Source organism: Pusillimonas sp. T2, assembly GCF_002236805.1.
In the GTDB taxonomy this organism is placed as follows: domain Bacteria; phylum Pseudomonadota; class Gammaproteobacteria; order Burkholderiales; family Burkholderiaceae_B; genus Neopusillimonas.
The window spans coordinates 107,294-132,454 of record NZ_NIQA01000003.1; the positions used below are offsets into that span (position 1 = coordinate 107,294).

At 56.7% G+C, this 25,161-nt stretch carries 22 protein-coding genes; 9 read left to right on the forward strand and 13 right to left on the reverse strand.

All coding sequences use genetic code 11. From position 1 onward, the window contains the following. Positions 1-2: 2 nt before the first annotated feature. The 4 genes from PuT2_RS06210 to PuT2_RS06225 form a co-directional block, all read right to left on the reverse strand. Positions 3-788 (reverse strand): SDR family oxidoreductase, encoded by a 786-nt coding sequence (locus PuT2_RS06210; protein ID WP_093970193.1) that lies wholly within the window; start codon positions 786-788, stop codon positions 3-5. A 12-nt stretch (positions 789-800) separates the two neighbouring features. Next, positions 801-1,577, reverse strand: coding sequence for an ABC transporter permease (locus tag PuT2_RS06215; protein WP_233574914.1), 777 nt, complete (start codon positions 1,575-1,577; stop codon positions 801-803). Between the two features lie 77 nt (positions 1,578-1,654). Next, positions 1,655-2,650 carry an ABC transporter substrate-binding protein gene (locus PuT2_RS06220; RefSeq protein WP_093970195.1) on the reverse strand — a complete coding sequence of 332 codons (996 nt, stop codon included), beginning with the start codon at positions 2,648-2,650 and terminating at the stop codon, positions 1,655-1,657. Positions 2,651-2,733: 83 nt separating this feature from the next. After that, positions 2,734-3,516 carry an ABC transporter ATP-binding protein gene (locus tag PuT2_RS06225; RefSeq protein ID WP_093970196.1) on the reverse strand — a complete coding sequence of 261 codons (783 nt, stop codon included), beginning with the start codon at positions 3,514-3,516 and terminating at the stop codon, positions 2,734-2,736. 399 nt (positions 3,517-3,915) lie between these two features. Between PuT2_RS06225 and PuT2_RS06230 the strand changes: the two genes are divergently transcribed. The 5 genes from PuT2_RS06230 (at position 3,916) to PuT2_RS06250 (ending at position 6,892) form a co-directional block, all read left to right on the forward strand. Continuing rightward, a complete protein-coding gene (locus PuT2_RS06230; RefSeq protein ID WP_093970197.1) occupies positions 3,916-4,236 on the forward strand; it encodes a hypothetical protein in 321 nt (106 codons plus the stop codon). Continuing rightward, on the forward strand, positions 4,237-4,473 hold the full coding sequence (locus PuT2_RS06235) for a recombinase-like helix-turn-helix domain-containing protein (protein WP_093970198.1): 237 nt from the start codon (positions 4,237-4,239) through the stop codon (positions 4,471-4,473). It abuts the gene before it with no gap. Positions 4,474-4,492: 19 nt separating this feature from the next. Beyond that, complete coding sequence (locus tag PuT2_RS06240) at positions 4,493-5,530, forward strand: aromatic ring-hydroxylating dioxygenase subunit alpha (RefSeq protein WP_093970199.1); 1,038 nt, start codon at positions 4,493-4,495, stop codon at positions 5,528-5,530. Beyond that, positions 5,531-5,965 (forward strand): RidA family protein, encoded by a 435-nt coding sequence (locus tag PuT2_RS06245; RefSeq protein ID WP_093970200.1) that lies wholly within the window; start codon positions 5,531-5,533, stop codon positions 5,963-5,965. A 108-nt stretch (positions 5,966-6,073) separates the two neighbouring features. Beyond that, positions 6,074-6,892: an IclR family transcriptional regulator gene (locus tag PuT2_RS06250; protein WP_093970201.1), complete on the forward strand. Its 819-nt coding sequence runs from the start codon at positions 6,074-6,076 to the stop codon at positions 6,890-6,892. On the opposite strand, the gene PuT2_RS06255 is transcribed toward PuT2_RS06250, so the two are convergent. The 9 genes from PuT2_RS06255 to aceE form a co-directional block, all read right to left on the reverse strand. Continuing rightward, positions 6,869-7,642: an IclR family transcriptional regulator gene (locus PuT2_RS06255; protein ID WP_093970202.1), complete on the reverse strand. Its 774-nt coding sequence runs from the start codon at positions 7,640-7,642 to the stop codon at positions 6,869-6,871. The two genes, PuT2_RS06250 and PuT2_RS06255, sit on opposite strands and share 24 nt — an antisense overlap. 3 nt (positions 7,643-7,645) lie before the next feature. Then, positions 7,646-8,782, reverse strand: a complete 1,137-nt coding sequence (locus tag PuT2_RS06260; RefSeq protein WP_093970203.1) for an FAD-dependent monooxygenase — start codon at positions 8,780-8,782, stop codon at positions 7,646-7,648. Between the two features lie 241 nt (positions 8,783-9,023). Next, positions 9,024-10,526 carry an amidophosphoribosyltransferase gene (purF, locus tag PuT2_RS06265; RefSeq protein ID WP_093970204.1) on the reverse strand — a complete coding sequence of 501 codons (1,503 nt, stop codon included), beginning with the start codon at positions 10,524-10,526 and terminating at the stop codon, positions 9,024-9,026. Between the two features lie 21 nt (positions 10,527-10,547). Next, positions 10,548-11,036, reverse strand: coding sequence for a CvpA family protein (locus PuT2_RS06270; protein WP_093970205.1), 489 nt, complete (start codon positions 11,034-11,036; stop codon positions 10,548-10,550). Further along, positions 11,033-11,878, reverse strand: a complete 846-nt coding sequence (locus PuT2_RS06275; RefSeq protein WP_093970206.1) for an SPOR domain-containing protein — start codon at positions 11,876-11,878, stop codon at positions 11,033-11,035. Before PuT2_RS06275 ends, PuT2_RS06270 begins: the two co-directional genes overlap by 4 nt. A gap of 17 nt (positions 11,879-11,895) precedes the next feature. Continuing rightward, positions 11,896-13,206 (reverse strand): bifunctional tetrahydrofolate synthase/dihydrofolate synthase, encoded by a 1,311-nt coding sequence (folC, locus tag PuT2_RS06280; protein ID WP_093970207.1) that lies wholly within the window; start codon positions 13,204-13,206, stop codon positions 11,896-11,898. A gap of 30 nt (positions 13,207-13,236) precedes the next feature. Beyond that, on the reverse strand, positions 13,237-15,048 hold the full coding sequence (gene lpdA / locus PuT2_RS06285; protein ID WP_093970208.1) for a dihydrolipoyl dehydrogenase: 1,812 nt from the start codon (positions 15,046-15,048) through the stop codon (positions 13,237-13,239). A gap of 8 nt (positions 15,049-15,056) precedes the next feature. Then, on the reverse strand, positions 15,057-16,799 hold the full coding sequence (gene aceF, locus PuT2_RS06290; RefSeq protein ID WP_093970209.1) for a dihydrolipoyllysine-residue acetyltransferase: 1,743 nt from the start codon (positions 16,797-16,799) through the stop codon (positions 15,057-15,059). Between the two features lie 13 nt (positions 16,800-16,812). Beyond that, positions 16,813-19,524 (reverse strand): pyruvate dehydrogenase (acetyl-transferring), homodimeric type, encoded by a 2,712-nt coding sequence (gene aceE, locus PuT2_RS06295; protein WP_093970210.1) that lies wholly within the window; start codon positions 19,522-19,524, stop codon positions 16,813-16,815. A gap of 236 nt (positions 19,525-19,760) precedes the next feature. On the opposite strand from aceE, the gene PuT2_RS06300 reads away from it, so the two are divergent. The 4 genes from PuT2_RS06300 (at position 19,761) to PuT2_RS06315 (ending at position 25,153) form a co-directional block, all read left to right on the forward strand. Further along, positions 19,761-21,515: a PAS domain-containing sensor histidine kinase gene (locus PuT2_RS06300; RefSeq protein WP_093970211.1), complete on the forward strand. Its 1,755-nt coding sequence runs from the start codon at positions 19,761-19,763 to the stop codon at positions 21,513-21,515. Next, positions 21,512-22,135, forward strand: a complete 624-nt coding sequence (locus PuT2_RS06305) for a response regulator transcription factor (protein WP_093970212.1) — start codon at positions 21,512-21,514, stop codon at positions 22,133-22,135. The genes PuT2_RS06300 and PuT2_RS06305 overlap by 4 nt, the downstream gene beginning before the upstream one ends. Beyond that, positions 22,132-22,992: a bifunctional methylenetetrahydrofolate dehydrogenase/methenyltetrahydrofolate cyclohydrolase FolD gene (gene folD, locus PuT2_RS06310; protein WP_093970213.1), complete on the forward strand. Its 861-nt coding sequence runs from the start codon at positions 22,132-22,134 to the stop codon at positions 22,990-22,992. Before PuT2_RS06305 ends, folD begins: the two co-directional genes overlap by 4 nt. Positions 22,993-23,065: 73 nt before the next feature. Beyond that, on the forward strand, positions 23,066-25,153 hold the full coding sequence (locus tag PuT2_RS06315) for a M3 family metallopeptidase (RefSeq protein WP_093970524.1): 2,088 nt from the start codon (positions 23,066-23,068) through the stop codon (positions 25,151-25,153). Positions 25,154-25,161 lie beyond the last annotated feature (8 nt).

A 25,161-nucleotide genomic window follows, 5' to 3' on the forward strand; every position in this document is an offset into this window, starting at 1 on the left:
ATTTAATGCATGACAAAGCCGCCATTGACAGCCAGGAGTTGGCCAGTCACGAATCGCGACAGGCCCGATAAGAGAAAAGTCACCACGCCACTGACGTCGTCGGGCACCTGCTGGCGCTGAATGGCCCGCTGGTTTTCGTAAAGGTCATGACGATGCTGCGGCACGTACTCGGTGGCCTCAACCAACGTCAGGCCCGGCGCGACGGCGTTAACGGTGATGTTGTCATTGCCCAATTCGCGCGCCATAGAACGCGTCATGGCAATGACTGCACCTTTGCTCGCCACATAAGCCATCAGGTTAGGTGCGCCCCAGAGTGCAGTGTCGGAAGCCAGGTTGACCACGCTGCCTTGCCCCGATGCCCGCAGCGCCGGCAAGCAGGCCTGCGTCATCAGCCAGGTACCCCGCACATTGACTGTCATGACTTTGTCGAATACGTCGGCTTGAAGGTCGACCATATTCTTGCCGCCCGAATTGGTAATGGCCGCGTTGTTAACCAAACCGTCGAGCCCGCCGAGCAGTTCAGTCGCGCGCTCGGCGCACTGCGTAATGGACTCGGGGTTGCTTTGGTCAAACACCACGGCATGCACGTCATGGCCCTGGGCTTTGAGTGCTGCAGCCGCGGTATGCAGCTCGTCGGCCAGAATGTCGGCAATAACAACTGAAGCACCGGCCGACAATACTTGGCGGGCGAACTCGAGTCCCAGGCCACGGGCTGCGCCCGTGACCAGGACACGGCGACCTGCAAGCAGGTTGCCGGCCACATTTGAGGCGTGATTCGTTGCGCTCATGTGATGGCTTCCTTATACCGTCGTAGTGTTAACTTTGGGCACATAGTGCAGGCAACGGCGTTCAGCCCAGACCACCAGGGCGTACGCCACAATACCAATGACGGTCAGCCCGAAGATGGCGACGAACACACCTGCGGTGTTCCCCTGGCCTTCAGAGTCGACCAGCAAGAAACCAAGCCCTTTGTTGCCGCCAACCAGTTCGCCCACGGTAACGCCAATGACAGCGAGCGTTGAACCAATACGCAAACCCGAGAACAGCGCGGGCAGCGACGATGGAAACTCGACCAGACGGAAAATCTGCCAACGCGACGCATTGAGCGTGCGCACCAGATTGACCATGTCGGGATCAACCGTACGAATGGCCGACAACACGTTGATCATGATGGGGAAAAACACAATAAGAATGCCCACCAGAATCTTGGGGTAAATGGTGTAGCCCATCCACATCACAAACAGCGGAGCAAACGCTACTTTCGGCGCGATCTGCAACGCCAGAATGTAAGGGGACAAAATGGACTCGGTGGTGGGCGACAGGCCCAACACCACACCCACGAACAAGCCCAGCATGGCGCCGAGAATGAAGCCAAGAACGACCTCAAGCGCGGTGTAACCGAAGTGCTCGACCAGGTTGCCATCGTGCCACATCCGGAACCCTTCGGTGACCACCGAAGTGAACTTGGGCCAAATGTATTCAGGCGTGCCCAGCCAGCTTGGCAACCACTGCCAAGCGGCCAGCACGAGGGCCAGGACGGCCAGACTACAAGTTAACGTAAATGCATGCTTGGACATGCCTGCTCCTTTCGTAGGTGATGGATGACTGGATGCGCCTACGGGTGCGTTAACACTGGCCGCGGATGAATCCAGACTCATTGACCAGCTCCAACGAACTGGTTGGTGTAAAGGTCTTCAAGCTTCGAAGCTTTGCTGACAACACCTTCTGAAACGTAAAAGTCTTGCACTTTAGCCAGGCGGTCGACGTTCATTTGACCAGGCACTTGCTGGTTGGCATACACGTACTGATTGAACAGATCGAAAATCTGACGAACTTCGCCTTCTTTGCCCTTGAACGCAGGGTTGGCTTCAACATAAGAAGCCACGGCCTTGTCAGTGTCTTTCATGATGAGTGTCATACCCTTGAGCGTGGCACGAACCATTTTCTGGATGAGCTCAGGGTTATTCTTGATCGACTCGTCTGAGGCCAGAATGGCCTGGGCCATGCTGTCGAACAGTTCGTTGGCGGGCATTAAATCGACCTTGGTGCCTGCCGTACGAGCACTGACCACCCAGTCAGGCACACCGGCCATAGCATCGGTTTTACCCGACGAGAACAACTGCCACACACCTGCCGGGCCTGCGGCCTGGATGTTGGCGTCTTCGCGTGTCAGGCCAGCTTTACGCATCGTGCCAAGCAGCGCGTAGTAGGTGGTATCGGTATAGGCCATGACCGAAATAGTTTTGCCTTTCAGGTCAGCGGGCTTGTTGATGGGCTTGTCGGCATGTGAAGCTATCAGGGTCAACGAACCAGCACCCAGAACGGCCACGGCTTTGACCGGGATACCGTTGGCGCGAACAATAATAGGCGTATCGCCAATGGCGCCGCCAATAACGGCATTGCCAGCACCAATTTGCTTGGCCACATCAACACCACCCTTGCCCGTCACGAAGTTGACCTTCAGGCCTTCATCAGCAAAATAGCCTTCTTTTTCGGCAATCAGCCAGGGCGCAAACGAGGGCAACGTTTTTGGCGCCGGCAACAGATAGGTCACTTCCTGCAAGTTTTTGCCGGCTTCGGCAGCCAGCACTGCCGATGTCGAAAACAATGCGCAAGCGCCCAGTGCGGTCATGGCAAATAGTTTTTTCATTACTTCCTCCGGATTTTTGGGGTGTTGAGGACTGCGTGAATATAGATAGATCATGGGATGCACCCAGCGATGTATGTCTCGCTTTAGTGCAGGGCTTCTTCCTTGCCGATTTTCAGCAAGTCCATCAGGCGGCCAACCAATGGCCCGACTTCGGCCATTTTTCGACGCTCAAGCGGGTTCTCGCGCAAAGGCAAATCGATGGGAATTTCTTCGATAATTGTGCCGGGACGCTCGCTCATGACGAGCAACCGGTCGGACAGCGCAACAGCTTCGACCAGATCGTGGGTGATGAACAAAGCCGTACGTTTCTTTTCGTAGAGCATCTCGGCCAGATCTTGCTGCAGCACCATTTTGGTCTGCGCATCCAGCGCCGAGAACGGCTCGTCGAGCAGCATGACTTGAGGGTCTACCGCTAACGTGCGCGCCAGAGCCGCACGCTGGCGCATGCCGCCAGACAACTGATAGGGATAATGTTTTTCAAAACCCTTAAGGTGGCATTTGTACAGCAGCTCATGCGCCACTTTCATGCGTTCGGCGTGCGGTACACCCGCGATCTCGAGCCCCAACGCCACGTTATCTTCGATGGTGCGCCACTGCATCAACAAATCTTTTTGCAACATGAACGCCACTTCGCGCACAGGCTTGGTCACCAGCTTGCCCGCGACGTAAACCTCGCCCTCGGTCGGGGCATACAACCCCGAGCCCATATTGAGCAACGTGCTTTTGCCGCAACCCGACGGCCCGATCAACGACACGACCTCGCCCTTCTGGATGGACAACGAAACATTGGTGACCGCCGTAATGGGCTTTGAGGTTTGCTTGTCGATAAACGACTTGCGCACGTTTCGGAATTCAATTTCAACCATTAGGTCGGGCTCCTTGATAGCGCATTAAGGCGTTGAGTCAGGACTCATGACACGCGCAATGCGTTTTATATATGAACTGGCGTTTTGTGAATTGAACAAACTTTATCGCTTGAGCTCATCTTAATACATTAGGGATAACCCTTTACCAGGCAAAATAGAGCACAAAACAAACGCAAAATGTCATTAATTTTTCGATCTCAAGCAGAAAAATATTCCATTTTTTTCAGATACTTATAAATTACCGCCACCCATTTTTAGGGGTTTATACCAATAGCTCACCCAACGACACAGACCTAAACTACCTAAAAATAAAACGTCGTTTAATATATGGAACAAACGCAGAAGCCAGTCATTGTACGCAAAGATATGCTTCGTCGTTACACCTAACCGGAGTTCTTAATGTCTGCCGACACCACCCTGCTAACGGTCTTTCTAAAACACGACCAATCGCAGAATCTCGACACCATCCAAGGTAAGCTTAAAGCGGCCGAATGGTGGGATCGCTTCCCGCCCGAGGGCGTTGAAATTGTGTCCTGGACAGTCGCCATGGGCTTCGGGCAAATCGTCACGCTGCGTGTGCCGCCGCACCTGCTCCCCATCGTCAACGTCGAGCTCGAACGCTCGGCTTGGGGTGTTTTCACCACCGAATGTTTTCCCACATATGACTTTATTCCTGTGCGCGAACGGATCAAAGAACGCGTACGCAACGGAGGCCAATAAATGCTAGACCGCTACCTCACGCCTTGCTACCTGGAACCCCACCAGGCCCGCACAAAAGAGCCCACCGCCTACGAGAACTTGCTGGGCGACTCGCTCGAACGCGCCTTTGCGTCGGGCATCGACACCCTTGAGCCGCTGGTTGAATTCCTGAATGCGCAGGGCCCGCAACCGCTCACCACCGACCTCTGGACGCCCGAGGTGCTGGCTGCTGAACTCAGCCGCCTGGCCGCCGAATAATCTGCAACAGGAACGACTCATGACCACTGCTAACGCAACCAACACTGCGAACAACGAAGAGGCTATCCAGAAGATCCTGACCGATGGCCTGAAAGACCTTTGGTACGCTATCTGTCCGTCGGATTTCGTGAAAGAAACGCCCATTTCTTTGCGCCGTTTAGGTCACAAATTGGTGCTGTGGCGCGACGCCGAAGGCAATCCTCACTGTCTGGAAGACCACTGCCCGCACCGCGGCGCACCGCTGTCATTCGGTATTCCACTGGGCAATAAAATTGCCTGCGGCTACCATGGCGTCGAAGTCCGCAGCGACGGCACTGTTGTTTCGGTGCCTGGCAGCCCAGGCTGCAAGCTCGAAGGCTCCCGCCCTACGCGTGCTTTCCACCTGAAAGAAAGCAACGGCGTCATCTTCATGTTCAATTCGTCGGAAAACATCGACGAACCGCCACCGCTGGTCCTGCCAGAGCAACTCGTGTCCGACGAGTACTCGTCATTCCTGTGCTACACCGAATGGCGCGGCGACTACCGCTACGTGATTGACAACGTCATGGACCCGATGCACGGCACTTACCTGCACAAGCAATCACACAGCATGTCGGTAGGTTCGCGTTCGGCTCAGTTCCAGTTGCGCGATACTGACCACGGCGTCATCTTCGAGAAAGCCGGTCAACGCGACGTCAACTTCGACTGGTCTGAATGGGCGGACACCGGCCTGCACTGGCTGCGCCTCGAAATCCCCTACCCCAAAACCGGCGGCCCTGGCGGTAACTTCGGCATTATTGGTTGCTACACCCCCATTGCCCCCAACATTGCCGCCGTGTTTCACTGGCGCACCCGCAAGGTTTCGGGCTGGCAGCGCGATGCGTGGCGCTTCTTGTACAAAAACCGCCTCGAGGCGCGCCACTGGGCCGTGCTTGAGCAGGATCGGGTCGTGCTCGAACAAATGGAACCCGACGCCAACCAGCGCGAGCACCTGTACCAACACGACGTCGGTATTACCCGTGTCCGTCGTCAGTTGCGCAAGCTGGCCACCGAACAACTGGCACGCGGTGTGAAATAAATGACCCTTGCAGCCGCTCTCCCGGTCAGGCATGTCGTGGTGCCCGAGGCACCCGAGCCCCCGAACGCGACCTGGTCAAACTGCCTGGTCGTGGGCAATGAAGTTGTCATCTCGGGCGTCACGGCCAATCCGGCTACCGACGCCCAGGGCAACATCTTATCCACCCATGCCCAGGCTACTCGCATTATTGAAAAAATCCAGGCTATGCTGGTTGCCGCCGGCGGTAGTCTGGACAACATCTACAAACTGGTGATTTATGTCACCGATATCAACGACAAGGGCGTCGTGTCGGAAGTACGTCAGGCTTGGTTCAAGTCGCCTTTCCCCTGCTCGACCTTGGTCGAAGTCAAAGGGTTTGCGTTCCCGAACCTGACCATCGAAATAGACGCCTTCGCCCGTCTTGACGTCTTCATGAGTCAAGCAACCCGTAACTGAACCGGGTCAATAGTTTTGGCTGTGCGCCCGCTGTTCCGGGCGCGGTTGCTGGCGGCATTGTTCTATAGGACAATGCCGCTTTTTAGTTCATATATAAAACAAATAATTATGGCTGCAATAGAACCCTTGACCATCGGGCAAGCCGCGGAGACAGACAAGACCGAAAAATATTCGGTGCCCGGGCTTGAACGCGGCTTACGCATACTTGCCGAGTTTTCGCGACAAACGCCGACCCTGACAGCCCCAGACCTGGCACGCCGGCTACAGGTGCCACGCACGACCGTTTTCCGGCTGTTGGTTACCCTGGAAAACCTGGGTTTTGTCGAACGTCTGAACAACGGTAGAGACTATCAATTGGGCACCGCCGTGCTAAGACTAGGCTTCGAATATCTGGCCTCGTTGAGCATTACCGATTTAAGCCGCCCTATTCTTGAGCGCTTGCGCAACGAAACCGGTTACTCGTCGAATCTGGTAATTCGTGATGCGCGCGACATTGTCTATGTGCAAAAAGTGGCGCCATCCTCGGTATTCAGCAGCTCGGTTCACATTGGCACCCGACTGCCCGCACACGCCACGGTGCTGGGGCGGGTACTGCTTAGCCACCACACCCTCGACCAATTGCAACGGCTCTACCCTGAAGAGCGTTTGCAAGCTCACGGCCCAAACACGCCTGCGACCGTACACGACTTGTTTCGCTTGCTTCAAACTGACAAGGAACGCGGGTATGTGCTGGAAGAAGGCTTTTTCGAATCGAATATTTCGACCATTGCCGCCCCGGTATTTGATGATACCGGCAGGGTAACGGCCGCCCTTGGGCTTACCGTACCTGCTGTCCATATCCCCGACGTTGACCGCGATATTCTTATCGCCAAGGTGGTATCGGCGGCACGCGAACTATCAATGTCACTGAACGCTCGAAATATTTGAAATTGACGACAGTTGCCGAACGGACTGCATGATTTTTTGGCCCACTTGCGCCTGTACCGATGGGTCATCGAACCGAGCCGATGGCCCAGCCACACTCAGCGCGGCAACGGGTTGACCGTCAGGCCCTAAAACAGCGGCCGCGCACGCGCTAATGCCTTGCTCCAACCCCGAATGACTCCAGGCGACGCCACTGCGGGCTATGTCGTCCAGCTGCGCGGCCAACTTTTCGGGCGAGATATCTGCCGACGATGCGAGCCTGCTGACGCCGCTGCCGTCTGCTGCACGTCGGGCGGCCAGTATCGCTTGCCCCGGAGCCGCACGATGTGCCGCAACCCGACTGCCTATGGTGATGAGGCTAACCAACCCGGCCGGCGGCATTTCACGTACAACGTAAACGATATCTTGCCCATCGGGCAGGCTAAGATAGGCCGCAAGACCCAAGGTTTGACATAAATCGCGCACGACACGCCGCCCCGCCGCGACCAGATCGTGGCCCGCCAATGCCGTTGCCGACATCGTCAAGTAACGAAGCCCCACCTGGTGTCCGCCTCCGGGCAATTTTTCGATCATGCCCTCGTGCTCGAGCGTAGCCAGCAAACGCATGACGGTCACCCGGTTAACATCGATCAGACGCCCGACTTCGCTGAGATTTTGCGTATTACCGCCCTGCGCGATGTATTCGAGCAGGCGCAAGCCCCTTATTACAGGGGTGACCAGCGCATTGGTAGACGTGTCGTTATCTTCTGCCATAGTTTATGTCTGTGCGACCAAAGGTACTGACCAGGCGTCATAGGCATAGACCCAGTCTGCGTTGGTGCCTGCCTTCAGCCAATTATTGCCGCGTGAACCGATTTGTATCTGCGCGGTTCGCTCGTGACGAGCCTGTTGATAGGCCTGCAACGCCTGAGGCACGGTCGCGAACTGTGCATCATTCAGGCACCGAGCCAGCACAACGCCGTCTTCGATCGCCTGGCCTGCGCCTTGTGCCATAAAGGGCATCATGGGGTGGCAGGCATCGCCCATCAGTACGCAATGGCCATCAAACCATTTGGGCAATGGGTCGCGCACATACAAGGCCGACTTCAGCACAGTGTCGCAGGCATCAAGAAACGCGCGCGCTTGCGGATGAAAGTCCGCATACAACGATTGGAACTCGCTAACATCACCCGGCGCGGTCCATGATTCCAGATTCCAGCCTTCTTGAGGGATGGTGGCAAAAATGAACATATCTTTTCCACTATTCAGCGGGAAAGTTACGATTTGCACTTCAGGTGTGCTACCCCACCACTTGGTAAAAGCATCCAGATCGGGCAATCCGGCCAGTTTTTCGGTGGGAACAACAGCCCGATACGCGACCACGCCAGTAAATTCGGGCTGCTCGGGCCCAAACAGGGCTGTGCGTACCGATGAGTGAATGCCGTCAGCCCCGATCAGCACATCGACGGTGTCCTGACTGCCATCTTCAAAGCCGATGTGTACTTTGCCGTCGCGTTGCTCAACCGTTTTTACCCGTTTTTTGAACTGCACTGAATCGGGCTGAACCGCGTTTTCAAGGGCTGTCATCAAATCAGCCCGATGCATGGTGAGCTGGGGCGCGCCATATTTTTGCTGTGCTGCATTGGCCATTTCAATCCGTGAAGTTTCTTCGCCCGTGACACCGTCGCGACTGATACGAAACGTAGGACGTGCAGCGGTTTTACGTAAAGCATCGCCAACGCCCAGACCATCAAGGGCGCGCACGGCATTGGGCGTCAGGTTGATATCGGCCCCGACACGTGCGAATTCGCGCGCCTGTTCATACAAAACAACGGTCTTACCCATTTTTTGCAGGGCAATGGCCGCCGTTAAACCGCCAATGCCTGCCCCTGAAATACCAATACGCTGTGCCATGATTATTATCCCTTACGACGAAAAGTTCATTTATGAACAATATGTTCATATTTTATTCATCACGAAGAGAATCATCCATTAGGGTTCACCCTGATCGCAAGCAAGTAAGCATTATCCGGTGGCAATTGCCCGAAGACCGCACATGGATGGCCAAAGAAAATGCCCCAAAGAACCTGTGTTCTTGGGGGCATTAAATGACGCTTCCTAGAAATACCAAGCGCGATAATTCGATGCTATTGCCTTAACTATCGTCACTACCCGTACCCTGGTTGTCAACCGAAGGTACAGCACCGCCGCGCGTCTGACTCAAGCGCTCAAGGTAGCCAGCATCGATATCGCCAGTGATGTACTGCCCGTTAAAGCAAGATGACTCAAAGGTATGCATGGCCGGGTTCAAGTCGGACAAGGTGCTTTCAAGGTCGGACAATGCTTGATATACCAGGCCGTTGGCACCGATTTCTCGGGCGACGGCATCAGCATCGCGCTCGTGAGCAATCAGCTCGGATTGCGTGGGCATATCGATACCGTAAACATTAGGGAAACGCACAGGCGGTGCTGCAGAAGCGAAAAACACTTTGTTGGCACCGGCCTCGCGTGCCATGTCAACAATCTGGCGACTGGTGGTACCGCGCACAATCGAATCATCGACCAGCAATACATTTTTGCCCTTGAACTCCATGTCGATGGCGTTCAGCTTTTGACGCACAGACTTCTTGCGTACAGCTTGCCCCGGCATGATGAAGGTGCGGCCCACGTAGCGATTTTTGATAAAGCCTTCGCGGTAATTTAGCCCCAGGCGCGCCGCCAACTGCATCGCCGAGGGGCGTGAAGAATCGGGGATGGGCATGACAACGTCGATCTCGCCCAAACGCAACGACTTGGCGACGTTGTCGGCCAGATATTCGCCCATACGCAGGCGCGCATCGTAAATCGAGACGCCGTCCATGAGCGAATCGGGACGCGCAAAGTAGACATATTCGAACAGGCAAGGCACCAATTGCGGGTTATCGGCACACTGGCGGCTGCTTAAATTACCGTCAAGATCAATCAGTACGGCTTCACCCGGAGCAATGTCACGCACAAAGTTAAACCCACAACCCGACAACGCCACTGACTCCGACGCAATCATCCATTCGACGCCTTTGTCGGTTTCTTGAGCACCTAAACACAAGGGACGGATGCCGTACGGGTCACGAAACGCCACCATGCCAAAGCTGGCCACCTGCGCAATCACGGCATACGCACCCTTGACACGCCGATGCACTGCCGAAACCGCTTTGAACACGGCGCTTTCATCAAGAGAAGCACCCGTTGCCGCCATTTGCAGTTCGTGCGCAAACACATTCAGCAAGACTTCGGAATCGGAGTTGGTATTGATGTGGCGACGATCGATGCGAAAGAGTTCTTCGCGCAACTCGCGCCAGTTGGTCAGGTTGCCATTATGAACAAACGTAATGCCAAAGGGAGCGTTGACATAAAAGGGTTGGGCTTCGTCGACGCTGTCGCTGGAACCGGCCGTGGGGTAACGCACTTGACCCAGACCGCTGTTGCCAGGCAGCGAACGCATATTACGCGTGCGAAACACATCACGTACCAGCCCATGGGCTTTGTACATGCTGAAAAATTGATCATACGACGTGGCAATACCTGCAGCGTCTTGACCGCGGTGCTGCAGTAGCAACAGGCTGTCGTAAATGATCTGGTTCACAGGGTTACGGCCGGCAACCCCAACAATTCCGCACATGACTGATTCCTGAAATAAAACTTAGTAAGGCAACCATGCCGCCAAAGATGGCGGCAACATTTGTTTAATGGCCTGCACCCCCTGCACCACAACCGGCGACAGGCGGGCATCGCGCCACCACGGTTCTTTAGGCAGGTCGGTATAACCGCCCAAAGACACCAAAATCAATACAATCAGGGCACCACGCAAAACGCCGAACACGACACCCAGGCCGTGATCTGCCGGTGTGAGGCCGGTTTTTTTAATTAATGTGCCCAGCGTTACATTAATCAGGCCTACCAATAGCAGGACCAAAATAAAGACGGCCGCGTAAGCCACGGCAGTACGTAGCAAGTCGTTGACAATGAAAGGCGACAGCCACACCGAAGTACGCGGCCCCCACCAAATGGCCGCTAAAAAAGCGGCCAGATAGGCAATGAGAGATAGAATTTCTTTGACCAGCCCGCGCAGTAGACCCAAAAACCCCGACACAGCCAATATGGCCAACACGATGTAGTCGAAGCTGGTCACTTGCTTGAGATAAAGCCGTTGTCGTAACCCAGCGCACGCAAGCGGGTTTGTGCTGCCTGAGCCGCTTCGCGAGACGGGAACGGGCCGACGCGCAAGCGGAACGTAGGCTTGCCGCCCGCCGTAGCCGACTGAACAAACGCGTTGGTAACGCCCGCTTCAAAAAGCTTGTTTCGACGCGCGATAGCGTCTTGTTCTGTGGTGTAGGCCGCAATCTGAAGCACGAATTGGCCAGACTGCGACGGCGTTGACGACGCGGCTGCAGCAGGTTTCCTACCTTCGAGCAATGCCAGGGCAACCGCCCCGTCGTCGGTACGGCTATCGGGACGCGCGGGTGGGGTTTTTGCGGGCTCGGCGGGTTGGGTCGGCGCTGCGGTCGGTGCCGACGAAGACGTATCTGCAGGTGTTGACGCCCCGGACGCTGTCGATGCAGTGCCCGTTGAGGCACTGGCCCCTGAAGCAGATCCAGCGACCGAAGAAGACGAAGCCGTCCCTGCACTACCGGCGGTAGCTGCGGCACCTTCTTGCGGGGCTTCAGGCTCGGGAAGCTGTTCGATAGTAATTGCGCCCGGCTTACCGCCTTGTGCACCATTGGCCAGGTCAACCAAAGCCTGATCAGGCGGCGGCATGACTGCAGGCACCACAATGGGGCTGACCGGACCGCCGGGTGGCGGATCGGTATCGATGAGCATGGGCACCACAATAACTGCTGCCACAACCAGGGCCAACGCACCGACAAGGCGCCGACGCGCGCGAACGCGCATTTCGTTGGCCTGAGCTTCGGCCGGACGTACAGACGTACGACGCCCGGCGCTTGAATCAGACCCTTTAGAGAAAAACCCCATGACGACCCGTAGTGACGTTAGCTGACTTTGCGGCCAAGATGGTCTAAAACCGGTCCAACCGCATGAAACGAACCAAACACAAGAATTCTATCATTGTCGGCCGCCTGTTTTTGTGCCGCAGCAAAAGCCTGAACCGGATTGTCAAACATCGAAACAGTCACGGGCTCGTCTTTGCCTTCCTGAGGACCAATGACTTTATAAATATGCTCGGCCATCGCCTGGGCTGTAGCGGCGCGCGGGCCATCAAGGGTCGCGCAATACCAGTGATCGATACGCGGCGCCAACTTGGCCAGGGTTTCGTCAATGGCCTTGTCGGTAAACATACCCACTACCGCATGCGTGTAAGGGTAAAAGGGCATGCTGTCGAGATTTTGCGCCAGCACAGCCGCCGCATGCGGGTTATGCGCAACGTCGAGCACAACGGCCGGCGTACCGGGCAAAATTTGCATGCGTCCCGGTAAGGCGACTTGCGCCAGACCAATACGAACAGCCTGTTGCGGCACGACCAGACGGTCGCGCAGGGCTTCAAGCGCTGCCAATACAGCGCTGGCATTAAGCAACTGATTCGCGCCGCGCAACGCCGGATACGCCATACCGCTGCGCCGCTGATTACGCCCGCCATAAGCCCATTGTTGACGATCGCCCGAATAATTGAAATCGCGACCAAACAGCCATAAGTCGGCGCCAAGTTCGGTGGCGTAGTCAACCAGCGTTTGCGGAGGAACAGGGTCAGCGCAAATCGCCGGACAATCTTTACGATAGATGTGCGCCTTTTCCCAACCAATTTTTTCGCGGGTATCGCCCAGCCACTCGGTATGGTCGATATCGACGCTGGTAATGATGGCGCAATCACTGTCAATGATATTGACAGCGTCTAGTCGCCCGCCCAGGCCTACTTCCAGAATGGCGACGTCGACTTCACTGTCGGCAAATTGCAGTAAAGCGGCCAGCGTGGCGTATTCGAAATAACTTAAAGAGATGTCGCCCCGGGCCTGATTGATGCGGTCAAACTGCTGAATAATTTGTGCATCGGTGGCGCTTGCACCATTAACCCGGATGCGCTCGTTAAAGTGCACCAGATGCGGCGAGGTATACAACCCAACCTTGTAACCCGCTGCCAATAAAATGGCCTCGAGCATGGCGCAAGTTGAGCCCTTGCCGTTGGTGCCCCCCACCGTAATCTTGACAAAGCCCGGCGCATCGACGCCCATGCGCTGGGCCACCGTCTGGATGCGTGTCAGCTCCATGTCGATGGCTTTGGGGTGGGCACTTTCAAGATAAGCCAGCCAGTCGTTTAATGAACTGGCTGTGGTGGGAGTTTGCAACATAGCAGGTATTAACACCAAAAAAAACCTATTTTACCTGCGCCGAGGCGGTGGAAGATCGGTACAAGAACCATGGGCCACTTCGGCCGCCATACCAATAGACTCGCCTAGGGTGGGATGCGGATGGATGGTTTTACCGATATCGACGGCATCGGCGCCCATTTCGATGGCCAACGCAATTTCGCCGATCAGGTCACCCGCATGGGTACCCACGATACCTCCACCCACAATACGATGGGTTTCAGCATCGAACAGCAACTTGGTAAACCCTTCGTCACGCCCGTTGGCAATCGCCCGACCCGACGCCGCCCAGGGGAACAACCCCTTGGTTACGGCAATGCCCTGTTGTTTGGCATCGTCTTCGGTTAACCCAACCCATGCGACTTCAGGGTCGGTATAAGCTACCGACGGAATGACACGTGCGTCGAAGAAGCTCTTCTGGCCGGCAATAACCTCAGCCGCCACATGCCCTTCGTGCACAGCTTTGTGCGCCAGCATGGGTTGGCCGACGATGTCGCCAATCGCAAAAATATGCGGCACGTTCGTGCGCATTTGACGATCAACCGAAATGAACCCGCGATCGGACACCGCAACACCAGCATTTTCGGCACCAATAGCGCGCCCATTGGGCGTGCGCCCTACGGCTTGCAACACCAAATCGTAGCGTTGTGGTTCTTTGGGCGCGCCTTTACCTTCAAAGGTTACCCAAATACCATCATCACGCGCTTCGGCGCCCACGGTTTTGGTTTCGAGCATGATGTTGTCAAAGCGATGGGCATTCATTTTTTCCCATACTTTGACCAAGTCACGGTCGGCGCCTTGCATCAAACCGGTCTGCATCTCGACAACATCGAGACGCGCACCCAAGGCGGAATACACCGTCCCCGTTTCGAGGCCGATAATGCCACCGCCCACGATGAGCATTTTTTGAGGCACGGCGGGCAACTGCAACGCGCCCGTCGAGTCGACAATACGAGGATCTTTAGGCAGGAAAGGCAGTTTTACCGACTGACTGCCGGCCGCAATAATGGCCGAGGCAAACTTGACGACCTGAGCATTACCCTGGGCATCGGTGACCTTCAAGTGGTTGGGGTCGACAAACTGGCCGTTACCGTTCACAACCTTGACCTTACGGGCCTTGGCCATGCCAGCCAACCCACCCGTCAACTTAGACACCACACCGTCTTTATAGGCGCGCAAGGCATCAAGGTCGACTTCAGGTTTACCAAACGAAAAACCATGCGAAGCCAGCGACTGGGCCGCTTCTGCAACGCCCACCGTGTGCAGCAAGGCTTTTGAGGGAATACACCCTACATTCAGACAAACCCCACCCAAGGTGGCATAGCGCTCGACCAGTACGACGGACAGCCCCAAGTCGGCGGCACGGAAGGCCGCAGAATAACCGCCGGGGCCGGCCCCAAGCACCACGACATCGCATTGGATATCAGCGGAACCAGCATATGCAGCTGACGCAACCGACACACTCCCCGGCGTTGACGATGCCCCGGCCTGAGCTGACGCGTTTCTTTCAGCCGTTGCGCCTGTGGCTGGCGCACCAGTTTGGCCTGCGGCGGAAGCCGACGCTTTGTCAGTGTCGACGGCGCCTTGGGTGGCATCGATTTGAATCAGCGCCGCACCTTCAGCGACCTTGTCGCCCACCTTAACCAGGACCCGGGTCACAACCCCGCCCTGCTCGGCCGGAATTTCCATGGACGCTTTGTCGGACTCGACCGTGATCAGGCTTTGTTCAGCCTTGATGGTGTCACCTACATTCACCAGCACTTCGATGACTTCGACCTCGGCGAAATCGCCAATGTCGGGAACTTTCAGTTCTACGCTGCTCATGGGATCCCTTATAGCGCGATACGACGGAAATCAGCCAGCAAACTGCCCAGATACGCGTTGAAACGCGCCGCCGATGCGCCGTCGATGACCCGGTGGTCGTACGAGAGCGACAACGGCAACATCAGGCGGGGCTGGAACGCACTACCATCCCACACCGGTTGATGACTGGAGCGCGAGACACCCAGAATGGCCACTTCTGGCGCATTGATAATGGGTGTAAACGACGTACCGCCAATACCGCCGAGCGACGAAATGGAGAAGCAGCCCCCTTGCATCTGAGCGGGCGACAGCTTACCGTCGCGCGCCTGCTTGGCCAGCTCGGAGGTTTCGGCTGCAATATCGAAAATACCTTTTTTATCGGCATCACGAATTACCGGCACAACCAAACCATTGGGCGTATCGGCCGCAAAACCAATGTGGTAGTACTGCTTGAGAATCAGGTTATCGCCTTCAAGCGAGGCATTGAACTCGGGGAACTTCTTGAGCGCAGCCACACATGCCTTGATCAGGAAGGCCAGCATGGTGACTTTGACCCCCGATTTCTCATTTTCTTTATTGAGCTGAACGCGCAGAGCTTCCAGGTCGGTAATGTCGGCAAGGTCGTTATTGGTAACGTGCGGGATCATGACCCAGTTGCGGCTCAGATTCGCACCCGACAGCTTTTTAATACGCGACAGCGGACGCGATTCGATCGGACCAAATTTGGCAAAATCAACCTTGGGCCAATCGATTACGCTGAAACCGCTGCCCGAAGCCGAGCTGGTCGCCGCTGAACCACCTGCCAACGCCTGCTTGACGAAGCCGCGAACGTCATCAATGACAATACGGCCTTTCGGGCCGCTGCCACCAACGCGCGTCAGGTCAACACCCAATTCTCGCGCAAACTTGCGCACCGACGGCGACGCGTGCGGCAACTTGTTCAGTGGCCGATCATTACCGTAGGCCTCGGTTGGCGAGGGACGCACGGGAGGCTCGCCCGCGGGGCGGGCCTGATCGGGCGCAGCTACTGCGGTCGCTGTCGAGGCGCCAGAGGCCAGGGAAGCACTATTGTTCGTGTCGCTTGCCTCAGACGCGCTTGCCGCTTGCGAAGCGGCGCTGGCTGTAGCAACCGGCTCGCCCGAAGTTTTGACTTCAATCAGCGGCGAACCCTTGCTGACCTTGTCACCCACCCTTACCTTGATGGCCGTCACTACGCCCGCATGAGAAGACGGCACTTCCATGGAAGCCTTGTCGGATTCGACTGTGATCAGGCTTTGGTCAACCGCTACGGTGTCGCCCTCGGCCACCAGCACCTCAATAATCTCGACTTCGGGGAAATCGCCAATATCGGGGACTTCGACCACAACAGACCGACTTGCCGCTGCTGGCACCGAAGCTGCGGCCGGCGCAGCAGAAGCGGCCGGCGCAGCAGAAGCGGCCGGCGCAGCAGAAGCCGCCGCCGGTGCAGTCGCCTGCGTAGCACGCACGTCGTCAGCCGGTTTAGCGGCAGGGGCTGACGCAGCCCCTTGCTCGGCAGCCTCGAGCTCAAGAATCAGAGAGCCTTCTTTGACCTTGTCGCCCACGTTGACCTTAACGGACTTGACCTTGCCCGCTGCGGTTGACGGGATTTCCATCGAGGCCTTGTCGGACTCAACAGTAATGAGGCTTTGCTCTTCTTTTATGGTGTCGCCCGGGGCGACCAATACTTCAATAACTTCTACATCGTTAAAGTCGCCGATATCGGGTACCTTAACTTCGACGAGGTTGCTCATGTCGTCTCCCTGATCAGGCGTATTGTGGGTTGGCTTTGTCTGGGTTGATCCCGTATTTCTTGACCGCTTCTGCGACTTTCTCGAGCGGGATCAAACCATCGTCGGCCAACGAACGCAACGCAGCCACCGTCACGAAACGACGATCGACTTCAAAGTGTTCGCGCAGCTTGGCGCGGAAATCGGAACGGCCGAAACCATCGGTACCCAACACTGTGAAACGGCGGTTGTCGGGTACGAACGGACGGATTTGGTCGCCGAAGAGCTTGACGTAGTCCGTAGAGACCACGATGGGGCCTTTGGTACCTTGCAACTGTTGCGTAACGTAAGGTGTGGGCAGATCTTTCGCATCGGGGCGCAGCAAACGCTGGCGCTCGCAATCAAGACCGTTGCGACGCAGCTCGGTAAAGCTGGTCACGCTCCAGATGTCGGAGCTGACGCCCCAGTCTTTCTCGAGCATGTCTTGTGCGGCAATGACTTCACGCAATATGGTGCCCGAACCCATAAGCTGGACGCGCAACTTGTCGTTGTCGCTGCCATTGCTCTTGAGCTTGTACATGCCCTTGATAATGCCCTCTTCGTCGCCGGCTTTCAGGCCAGGCTGGGCATAGTTCTCGTTCATGACGGTAATGTAGTAGAAGACATTTTCCTGGTCTTCGACCATGCGCTTGAGGCCGTTTTGAATAATAACTGCCAGCTCGTGTGCGAACGTAGGGTCGTAGGACACGCAGTTAGGAATGAGCGCAGACATGATATGGCTGTGGCCATCTTCGTGCTGCAAGCCCTCGCCATTAAGCGTAGTGCGCCCTGCGGTACCCCCCAACAAGAACCCGCGTGCCTGCATATCGCCTGCCGCCCAAGCCAGGTCGCCAATACGCTGGAACCCAAACATGGAGTAGTAGATATAGAAAGGGATCATGATGCGGTTATTGCTGGCATACGACGTGGCCGCCGCGATCCAGGAGCTGAATGCACCGGCTTCGTTGATACCCTCTTGCAATAACTGACCGTCGGCAGATTCTTTGTAGTACATGACCTGGTCTTTATCGACCGGGGTGTACTTCTGACCTTCGGGAGCATAAATACCGATCTGACGGAACAACCCTTCCATACCGAACGTACGGGACTCGTCGGCCAGAATAGGCACAACGCGTGGCGCCAGCGCCTTGTCGCGAAGAATCTGGTTAAGAATGCGCACAAAACCTTGCGTAGTCGAAATTTCGCGGCCTTCGGCGGTGGGTTCGAGCACAGGCTTGAACGCCTCCAGCGCGGGGGCCTTGAACTGTTCGGTGGCCCGCGGGCGACGCTTGGGCAGGTACCCACCCAGCGCCTGACGGCGTTCGTGCAGGTATTTCATCTCGGGCGAGTCTTCAGGCGGCTTAACGTAAGGCAAAGCCTCGAGCTGGTCGTCGGGCACCGGAATATTGAAGCGGTCGCGGAACTCGCGGATGGTGTCGAGGTCGAGCTTTTTCTGCTGGTGCGAGGGGTTTTTGGCCTGGCCGACATGACCCATGCCGTAACCCTTGATGGTTTTGGCCAGAATGACGGTGGGCTGCCCTTTATGGTTGACGGCCGAACTGAAGGCCGCATAAACCTTGTGCGGGTCGTGACCGCCACGGTTCAAGCGCCAGACATCTTCGTCACTCATGCGGCTGACCAGCTCCAGCAACTTGGGGTGCTTGCCAAAGAATTTTTCGCGTACGTAGGCGCCATCGTTGGCCTTGTATGCCTGATACTCGCCGTCGACGGTTTCTTCCATGATGCGGCGCAAAATGCCTTCTTTGTCGCGCGCCAAAAGCGGGTCCCAGTAGCCGCCCCACAGCAATTTGATGACGTTCCAGCCACTGCCGCGGAAATCGCCTTCAAGCTCTTGAATAATTTTGCCGTTGCCACGCACGGGGCCGTCAAGGCGTTGCAGGTTGCAGTTAACAACAAAAATAAGGTTGTCGAGTTTTTCGCGTGCGGCCAGGCTGATGGCGCCGAGCGATTCGGGCTCGTCCATTTCGCCGTCGCCGCAGAATACCCAGACTTTGCGCTTGCTGGTGTCGGCAATGCCACGGGCATGCAGGTACTTAAGGAAGCGAGCCTGATAAATTGCCATGATGGGCCCAAGGCCCATAGACACCGTCGGGAACTGCCAGAAATCGGGCATTAGCTTGGGGTGCGGGTACGAAGACAGCCCCTTGCCGTCAACTTCCTGACGGAAGTTGTTAAGCTGATCTTCGCTTAAACGACCCTCGAGGAAAGCACGGCCATACACACCGGGCGAACTATGGCCCTGAAAATAAACCAGGTCACCGCCATGATCTTCCGTTTCAGCATGCCAGAAATGGTTTTGACCACAACCGATCATGGTAGCCAAAGAGGCGAACGAAGCGATGTGACCGCCAAGGTCACCGCCGTCAGGTGGCGAATGGCGATTGGCCTTGACCACCATCGCCATGGCGTTCCAGCGCACATACGAGCGAATCCGGGCCTCGAGGGCCAGATTGCCAGGGTGTGCAGGCTCGAGCCCGGGCGGGATGGTGTTGACGTACGCGGTATTGGGCGAAAACGGGATATGAGCGCCGGAACGGCGCGCCAGATCAATCAGGCGTTCGAGCAAAAAGTGGGCGCGTTCGGGGCCTTCTTGTTCAAGAACAGCCTGAAGCGCTTCGAGCCATTCTTGGGTTTCGACAGCGTCAATATCGGCTTGCGACGCGGCACCGACTTTTTCAAGAGAGGACATTAGAAGTCTCCTGTGTGTTGTATGTGAAACTTAGCCTGATGAAAGCCGTGAACCCGTTGTAGCACGTAATTTACACGCGCGAAAACCCGCGACCTTGGCGTAAGACTGCAGCCATTCTAGGAAAGTGTTCAGCTTTGATCAAGCAAAATTTCACTTTATGGCATGAGTTTTTATAATGTGAAAAACAAAGGATTATGCATAGGGCTAAAATAGCCGCGTCGAGTACATCTACCACTATGGCCACACCTCCCCGAAAGTCCCTCATTCCAACGACGTTTTACGAGCAGGCACAAAAGCGACGCGGCCTTTATTGGCTGACGCCTTTCATTGTCCTGATCTTGTACCTATGCGTTATGGGGGCGTTTTTCTGGATGCAGCGCATCCAGAACGACAGCGTCATGTTTGTCACTATTGACCAGGAGGTCCGCCAGCAGCGCCTGCTTATGTTGGTGGTGGCGTTATCATTGGTTATCGTGGTCAGTCTGCTGGCCTTGTGGCGCTATACCCGCTTTCGTACCCGGGCCGAAGCCGCCCTGCTGGCCGAAACCGGCTTTCGTCGCGCCATGGAAAACTCCATGTCCACCGGGATGCGCGTTTTCGACATGCAAGGCCGAATTGCATACGTCAATCCTGCGTTCTGTCGCATGATCGGCTGGAACGAAGCCGACCTGATCGGGCGCACCACGCCCTTTCCGTACTGGATCCCAGGGCGTCACGCCGAACATCAAGAAACACTTGACCTGCTGTTGTCCGGACGCACCCCAAGCAGTGGCCTTGAAATTGAAGCCCAACGGCGCGATGGCTCGCGCTTTACTGCACGCATGTATGTATCGCCTTTGCGCGACCACAACGGTGACCAGATCGGCTGGATGACGTCCATGACCGATATCACCGAGCCCAAACGCATTCGCGAGGCCCTGACGGCCGCACACGAACGCTTCATGACCGTGCTCGAGGGCCTTGACGACGCCATTTCGGTCGTAGCCGACACCCCAGACGGTCTTGAGCTTCTGTTTGCCAATCGTACCTACCGACGCTTTTTCGGTGCCCAATCGGCCGGCCATAGCGAACTGCTCGGCGGGCGCCTAGGGCGCTTCACCGACGAAACCATCGACACTTACTCCAATTCAGCGCAGCGCTGGTTCGAAGTGCAGCACCGCATGCTAGCCTGGACAGATGGCCGGCGCGTAAGGCTGCAGGTGGCCCGAGACATCACCGAACGGCGCACTCACGAAGAAGAATCCCGCATACAGCAAGAAAAGATTCAGCTCACGAGCCGCCTCACTACTATGGGTGAAATGGCATCGTCGCTGGCGCACGAACTGAACCAGCCGCTAACCGCTATTGCTAACTACAACATGGCGGCGGTGGCCATGATCAAAGCGGGCAAGGCCTCTCCCGAAACCCTGCTCGATGCCCTAGAAAAAGGCGCAAGACAGGCTGAACGAGCAGGCAAAATCATCAGCCGCATCCGCGAATTCGTCAAACGCAGCGAACCGCGCCGCCAGCGCGTCCCCGTCAACCGCATCCTCGACAACGCCATTTCGTTTGCCGAAATCGACGCCCGCAAGCGGCAGGTTGTGATCGAAAAACACCTGCCCGATGACCTGCCCGACGTTCTGGCCGACCCCATTCTTATCGAACAGGTATTATTGAACCTTTTGAAAAATGGCGTCGAGGCCATGGAGCACAGCGAATATCGCACGTTGCATGTCGTGGTATCTAATCAATCGACCATTGTCGAAGTCGCGGTCATCGACCGCGGACACGGGCTGAAAGACCCCGAGCGCCTTTTCGAACCGTTTTACAGTACCAAGTCAGAAGGTTTGGGCATGGGCTTGAACATCTGCCGTACCATCATCGAGTCGCACCACGGTCGCCTATGGGCGGTTGCCAACCCCGATGGCGGTACGATTTTCAGGTTCACCCTGCCTCGTGCCGCTCAAAACGAGCCCAACCCGCCAGAGAATCACCAGGAGTTGCAAGCATGACCACAATTGTTTCCGATACCGTTTTCATCGTCGACGACGACGAGGCCGTCCGTGACTCGTTGCGCTGGTTGCTCGAAGCCAACGGCTACCAAGTCCAGGCCTTCGAAAGCGCCGAAATCTTCCTAGACGCCTACGACCCTGATCAGGTCGGTGTGCTGATTGCCGATGTACGCATGCCCGGCATGAGCGGTCTCGAGTTGCAAGAGGCGCTGATTGCACGCAACTCGCCCCTGCCAATCGTATTCATTACAGGCCACGGCGACGTCCCCATGGCGGTGTCCACCATTAAAAAAGGCGCCGTTGACTTCCTCGAGAAGCCCTTCAACGAATCCGACCTAAGAACGATTGTTGCGCGCATGCTCGAACAAGCCACCGAGCGCGCATCTAAAGCACAAGCACAAAAGAATCATCAGGCAGTGCTTAGCCGACTGACCACGCGCGAACAACAAGTACTCGAGCGGATCGTCGCAGGCCGCCTGAACAAGCAAATTGCCGGCGACCTGAACATCAGTATCAAAACCGTCGAAGCACACCGCGCGAACATCATGGAAAAACTCCAGGTCACCACGGTTGCCGACTTAATGAAAATTGCGCTGGCCGGTGCCGAAGGAAACGTATGACGGCTCGTATTATCGATGGCAAATTGCTGTCAAACGCCATCAAAGAAGAGGTCGCCCAGCGCGTCGCTACCCTGAAGACCAATGGCCTTACCCCGGGTCTGGCGGTTGTACTTGTAGGGGAAGACCCGGCGTCCAGTGTGTATGTGCGCAATAAAGCCGCAGCATGCGAAAAGGCAGGGTTACATTCCGAAGTCATCCGTCTGCAGGCCGACATCACCGAAACCGCCCTGCTCGACGTCGTGCGCGGCTTGAACGCCAACCCGCGCATTCACGGTATTCTGGTTCAATTGCCCCTGCCCGCGCACCTCGACGCTGCCAAAGTCATTGAAACCATTGCGGCCGATAAAGACGTCGATGGCTTTCACATCAGCAACGCCGGTTTGCTCATGACAGGTCAGCCGCTGTTCCGCCCCTGCACGCCTTACGGCATCATGAAGATGCTCGAATCTGAAGGCGTCGCCTTGCGCGGCGCCGAAGCCGTTGTCGTCGGCGCCAGTAACATCGTCGGCAAACCCATGGCCATGCTCTTGCTTGCTGCAGGTGCCACGGTCACCATCTGCAATTCTAAAACGCGCGATCTGCCCGCCCAAACGCGCCGGGCCGATGTCCTGGTTGTGGCAACTGGTCGCCCCGAAATGATTACCGGCGACATGGTCAAGCCAGGCGCGGTGGTCATTGATGTCGGCATCAACCGACTACCCGACGGCCGCCTGACAGGCGACGTCGAGTTTGCATCGGCCAGCCAGGTCGCAAGCGCCATCACTCCTGTCCCAGGCGGCGTCGGCCCCATGACCATCGCCATGCTGCTCGTCAATACCCTCGAAGCCGCGGAACGTTCTGCCGGCTTGCGTGTCTAAACTGCATGTCATCTGCGTTGGTCCGCCGCTGGCGGGCTGACGCAGCCGCTGCAATCCTCTCTTCGTTGTGCTCATGAATCAAAATCCTTTGCTCGTTCCCATCGACACCCTGATCGACTACGCCGTGGTTCAACCCGCGCACATCGAGCCGGCCGTCAAGACGCTTATCGAAGAAACGCGCAATGCCATTGAACAAGCGGCATCGCCGCAAACCCCCGCCACCTGGGAATCCTTGATCGACCCGGTTGAAACCGTGTCGGGTCGCCTGTGGCGCGCTTGGTCGGTTGCAGGCCACCTGAACGCCGTTGTCAACACGCCCGAACTGCGACAAGCCTACAATCAGTGCCTGCCGTTGATCACCGAATTCTCGACCTGGATAGGCCTGCACAAAGGCTTGTACACCCAATACCAGCGCCTGCACAACAGCCCGGAATTTGCACAGTTGCCCGCCGTGCGGCAACGCATTATCGAACTGGCGCTGCGAGACTTCCGGCTAAGTGGCGTTGAACTCGAGGGCGAGGCACGCGAGCAATATGCCCAAATCTGCGATGACGAAGCCCAGGCCTCGCAAAAATTTTCTGAAAACGTACTCGACGCCATTGACCAATGGTTTTTTCTTGTCGAAGACGCCGCACGCCTTGAAGGCATCCCTGCCGATGTCTGCGATGCCGCCAAGGCCGATGCCGAAAAGAACGGCCAAACAGGCTGGCGCCTGACACTGAAAATGCCGTGCTACCTGCCAGTCATGCAGTACGCCAAAGACCGCAGCCTTCGCGAAACGCTTTACCGTGCCTACGGCACAATTGCCTCCGAGCAAGGCGATACCCGTTTCGACAACACCCCGCTCATCGAACAGTTGCTTGACTTGCGTGCCCGCGAAGCCGGGCTCCTGGGTTTTGCCAATTTCGCTCAAATGCGTCTCGAAACGCGGATGGCCGACACCGCAGACCAGGTACTCGACTTTTTGCGCGAACTGGCAGCAAAAGCCAAACCTCATGCGCAACGCGATCTGGCACAGTTGCAGGCCTTCGGACGCGAAACCCTGGGTATCGATAGGCTCGAACCCTGGGACAACGCTTATGTCTCCGAACGCTTGCGCGAAGCGCGCTATGCCTACTCCGAAGACGAAATCAAACAATACTTTACCGAGCCCAACGTCGTGGCCGGCTTGTTTGGTGTTGCCAAAACCTTGTTCGGCGTAGAAGTGCGCGATACCGGCCTGACGGCCTGGCACCCCGATGCGCGCGTGCTTGAGGTACTGCGTGATGGCGAACCCTGCGGGCACTTGATGCTCGACCTGTACGCACGCCAGGGCAAGCAAAGCGGCGCCTGGGTCGACAGCGAACGAACCCGCCGCCGTGCAAACGGGCAATTACAAACGCCTGTGGTCTACCTCACTTGCAATTTCACGCCGCCAGCCAATGGCAAGCCGGCGCTGCTTACACACGACGACGTCATCACCCTGTTCCACGAAGCCGGCCACGCCCTGCATGCCCTGCTCTCCACGGTCGATGACCCCGGCGCGTCAGCCTTCGCCAGCGTCGAATGGGATGCCATCGAACTGCCCTCGCAATTCATGGAAAACTTTTGCTGGGAATGGAAAGTCGTCACACAGATGTCATCGCATGTCAGCACTGGCGAACCCTTGCCCCGCGCCTTGTTCGACAAGCTCCTGGCTGCACGCAACTATCAAAGCGGGATGCAAACTGTCCGTCAGATTGAGTTTTCGCTGTTCGACATGCGCATCCACAATCAAGCCAACGGCTTGCCTATTGCCGACGTCATGCAAACCCTCAACGACGTACGTAACGAAGTCGCCGTGCTTTTCCCGCCAGAATGGCACCGCTTCCCGCATAATTTTTCGCACTTGTTTGCTGGCGGCTATGGCGCCGGCTACTACAGCTACAAGTGGGCCGAGGTCTTGTCAGCCGATGCCTATGCCGCATTCGAAGAAACTGCCCTGACCACCGAATCCGGCGAACCCGATACGCTCAATGCCGAAACCGGCCGCCGTTTCCGTGACGAGATACTGGCGGTTGGCGGCGCGCGTCCGGCGGCTGAATCATTCCGTGCGTTCCGTGGCCGCGATGCGCAAGTCGACGCACTACTGCGGCATAGCGGCATGTCCGAATCCGCTGCCGATAACGCACAACCGGCGTAACGACGTCG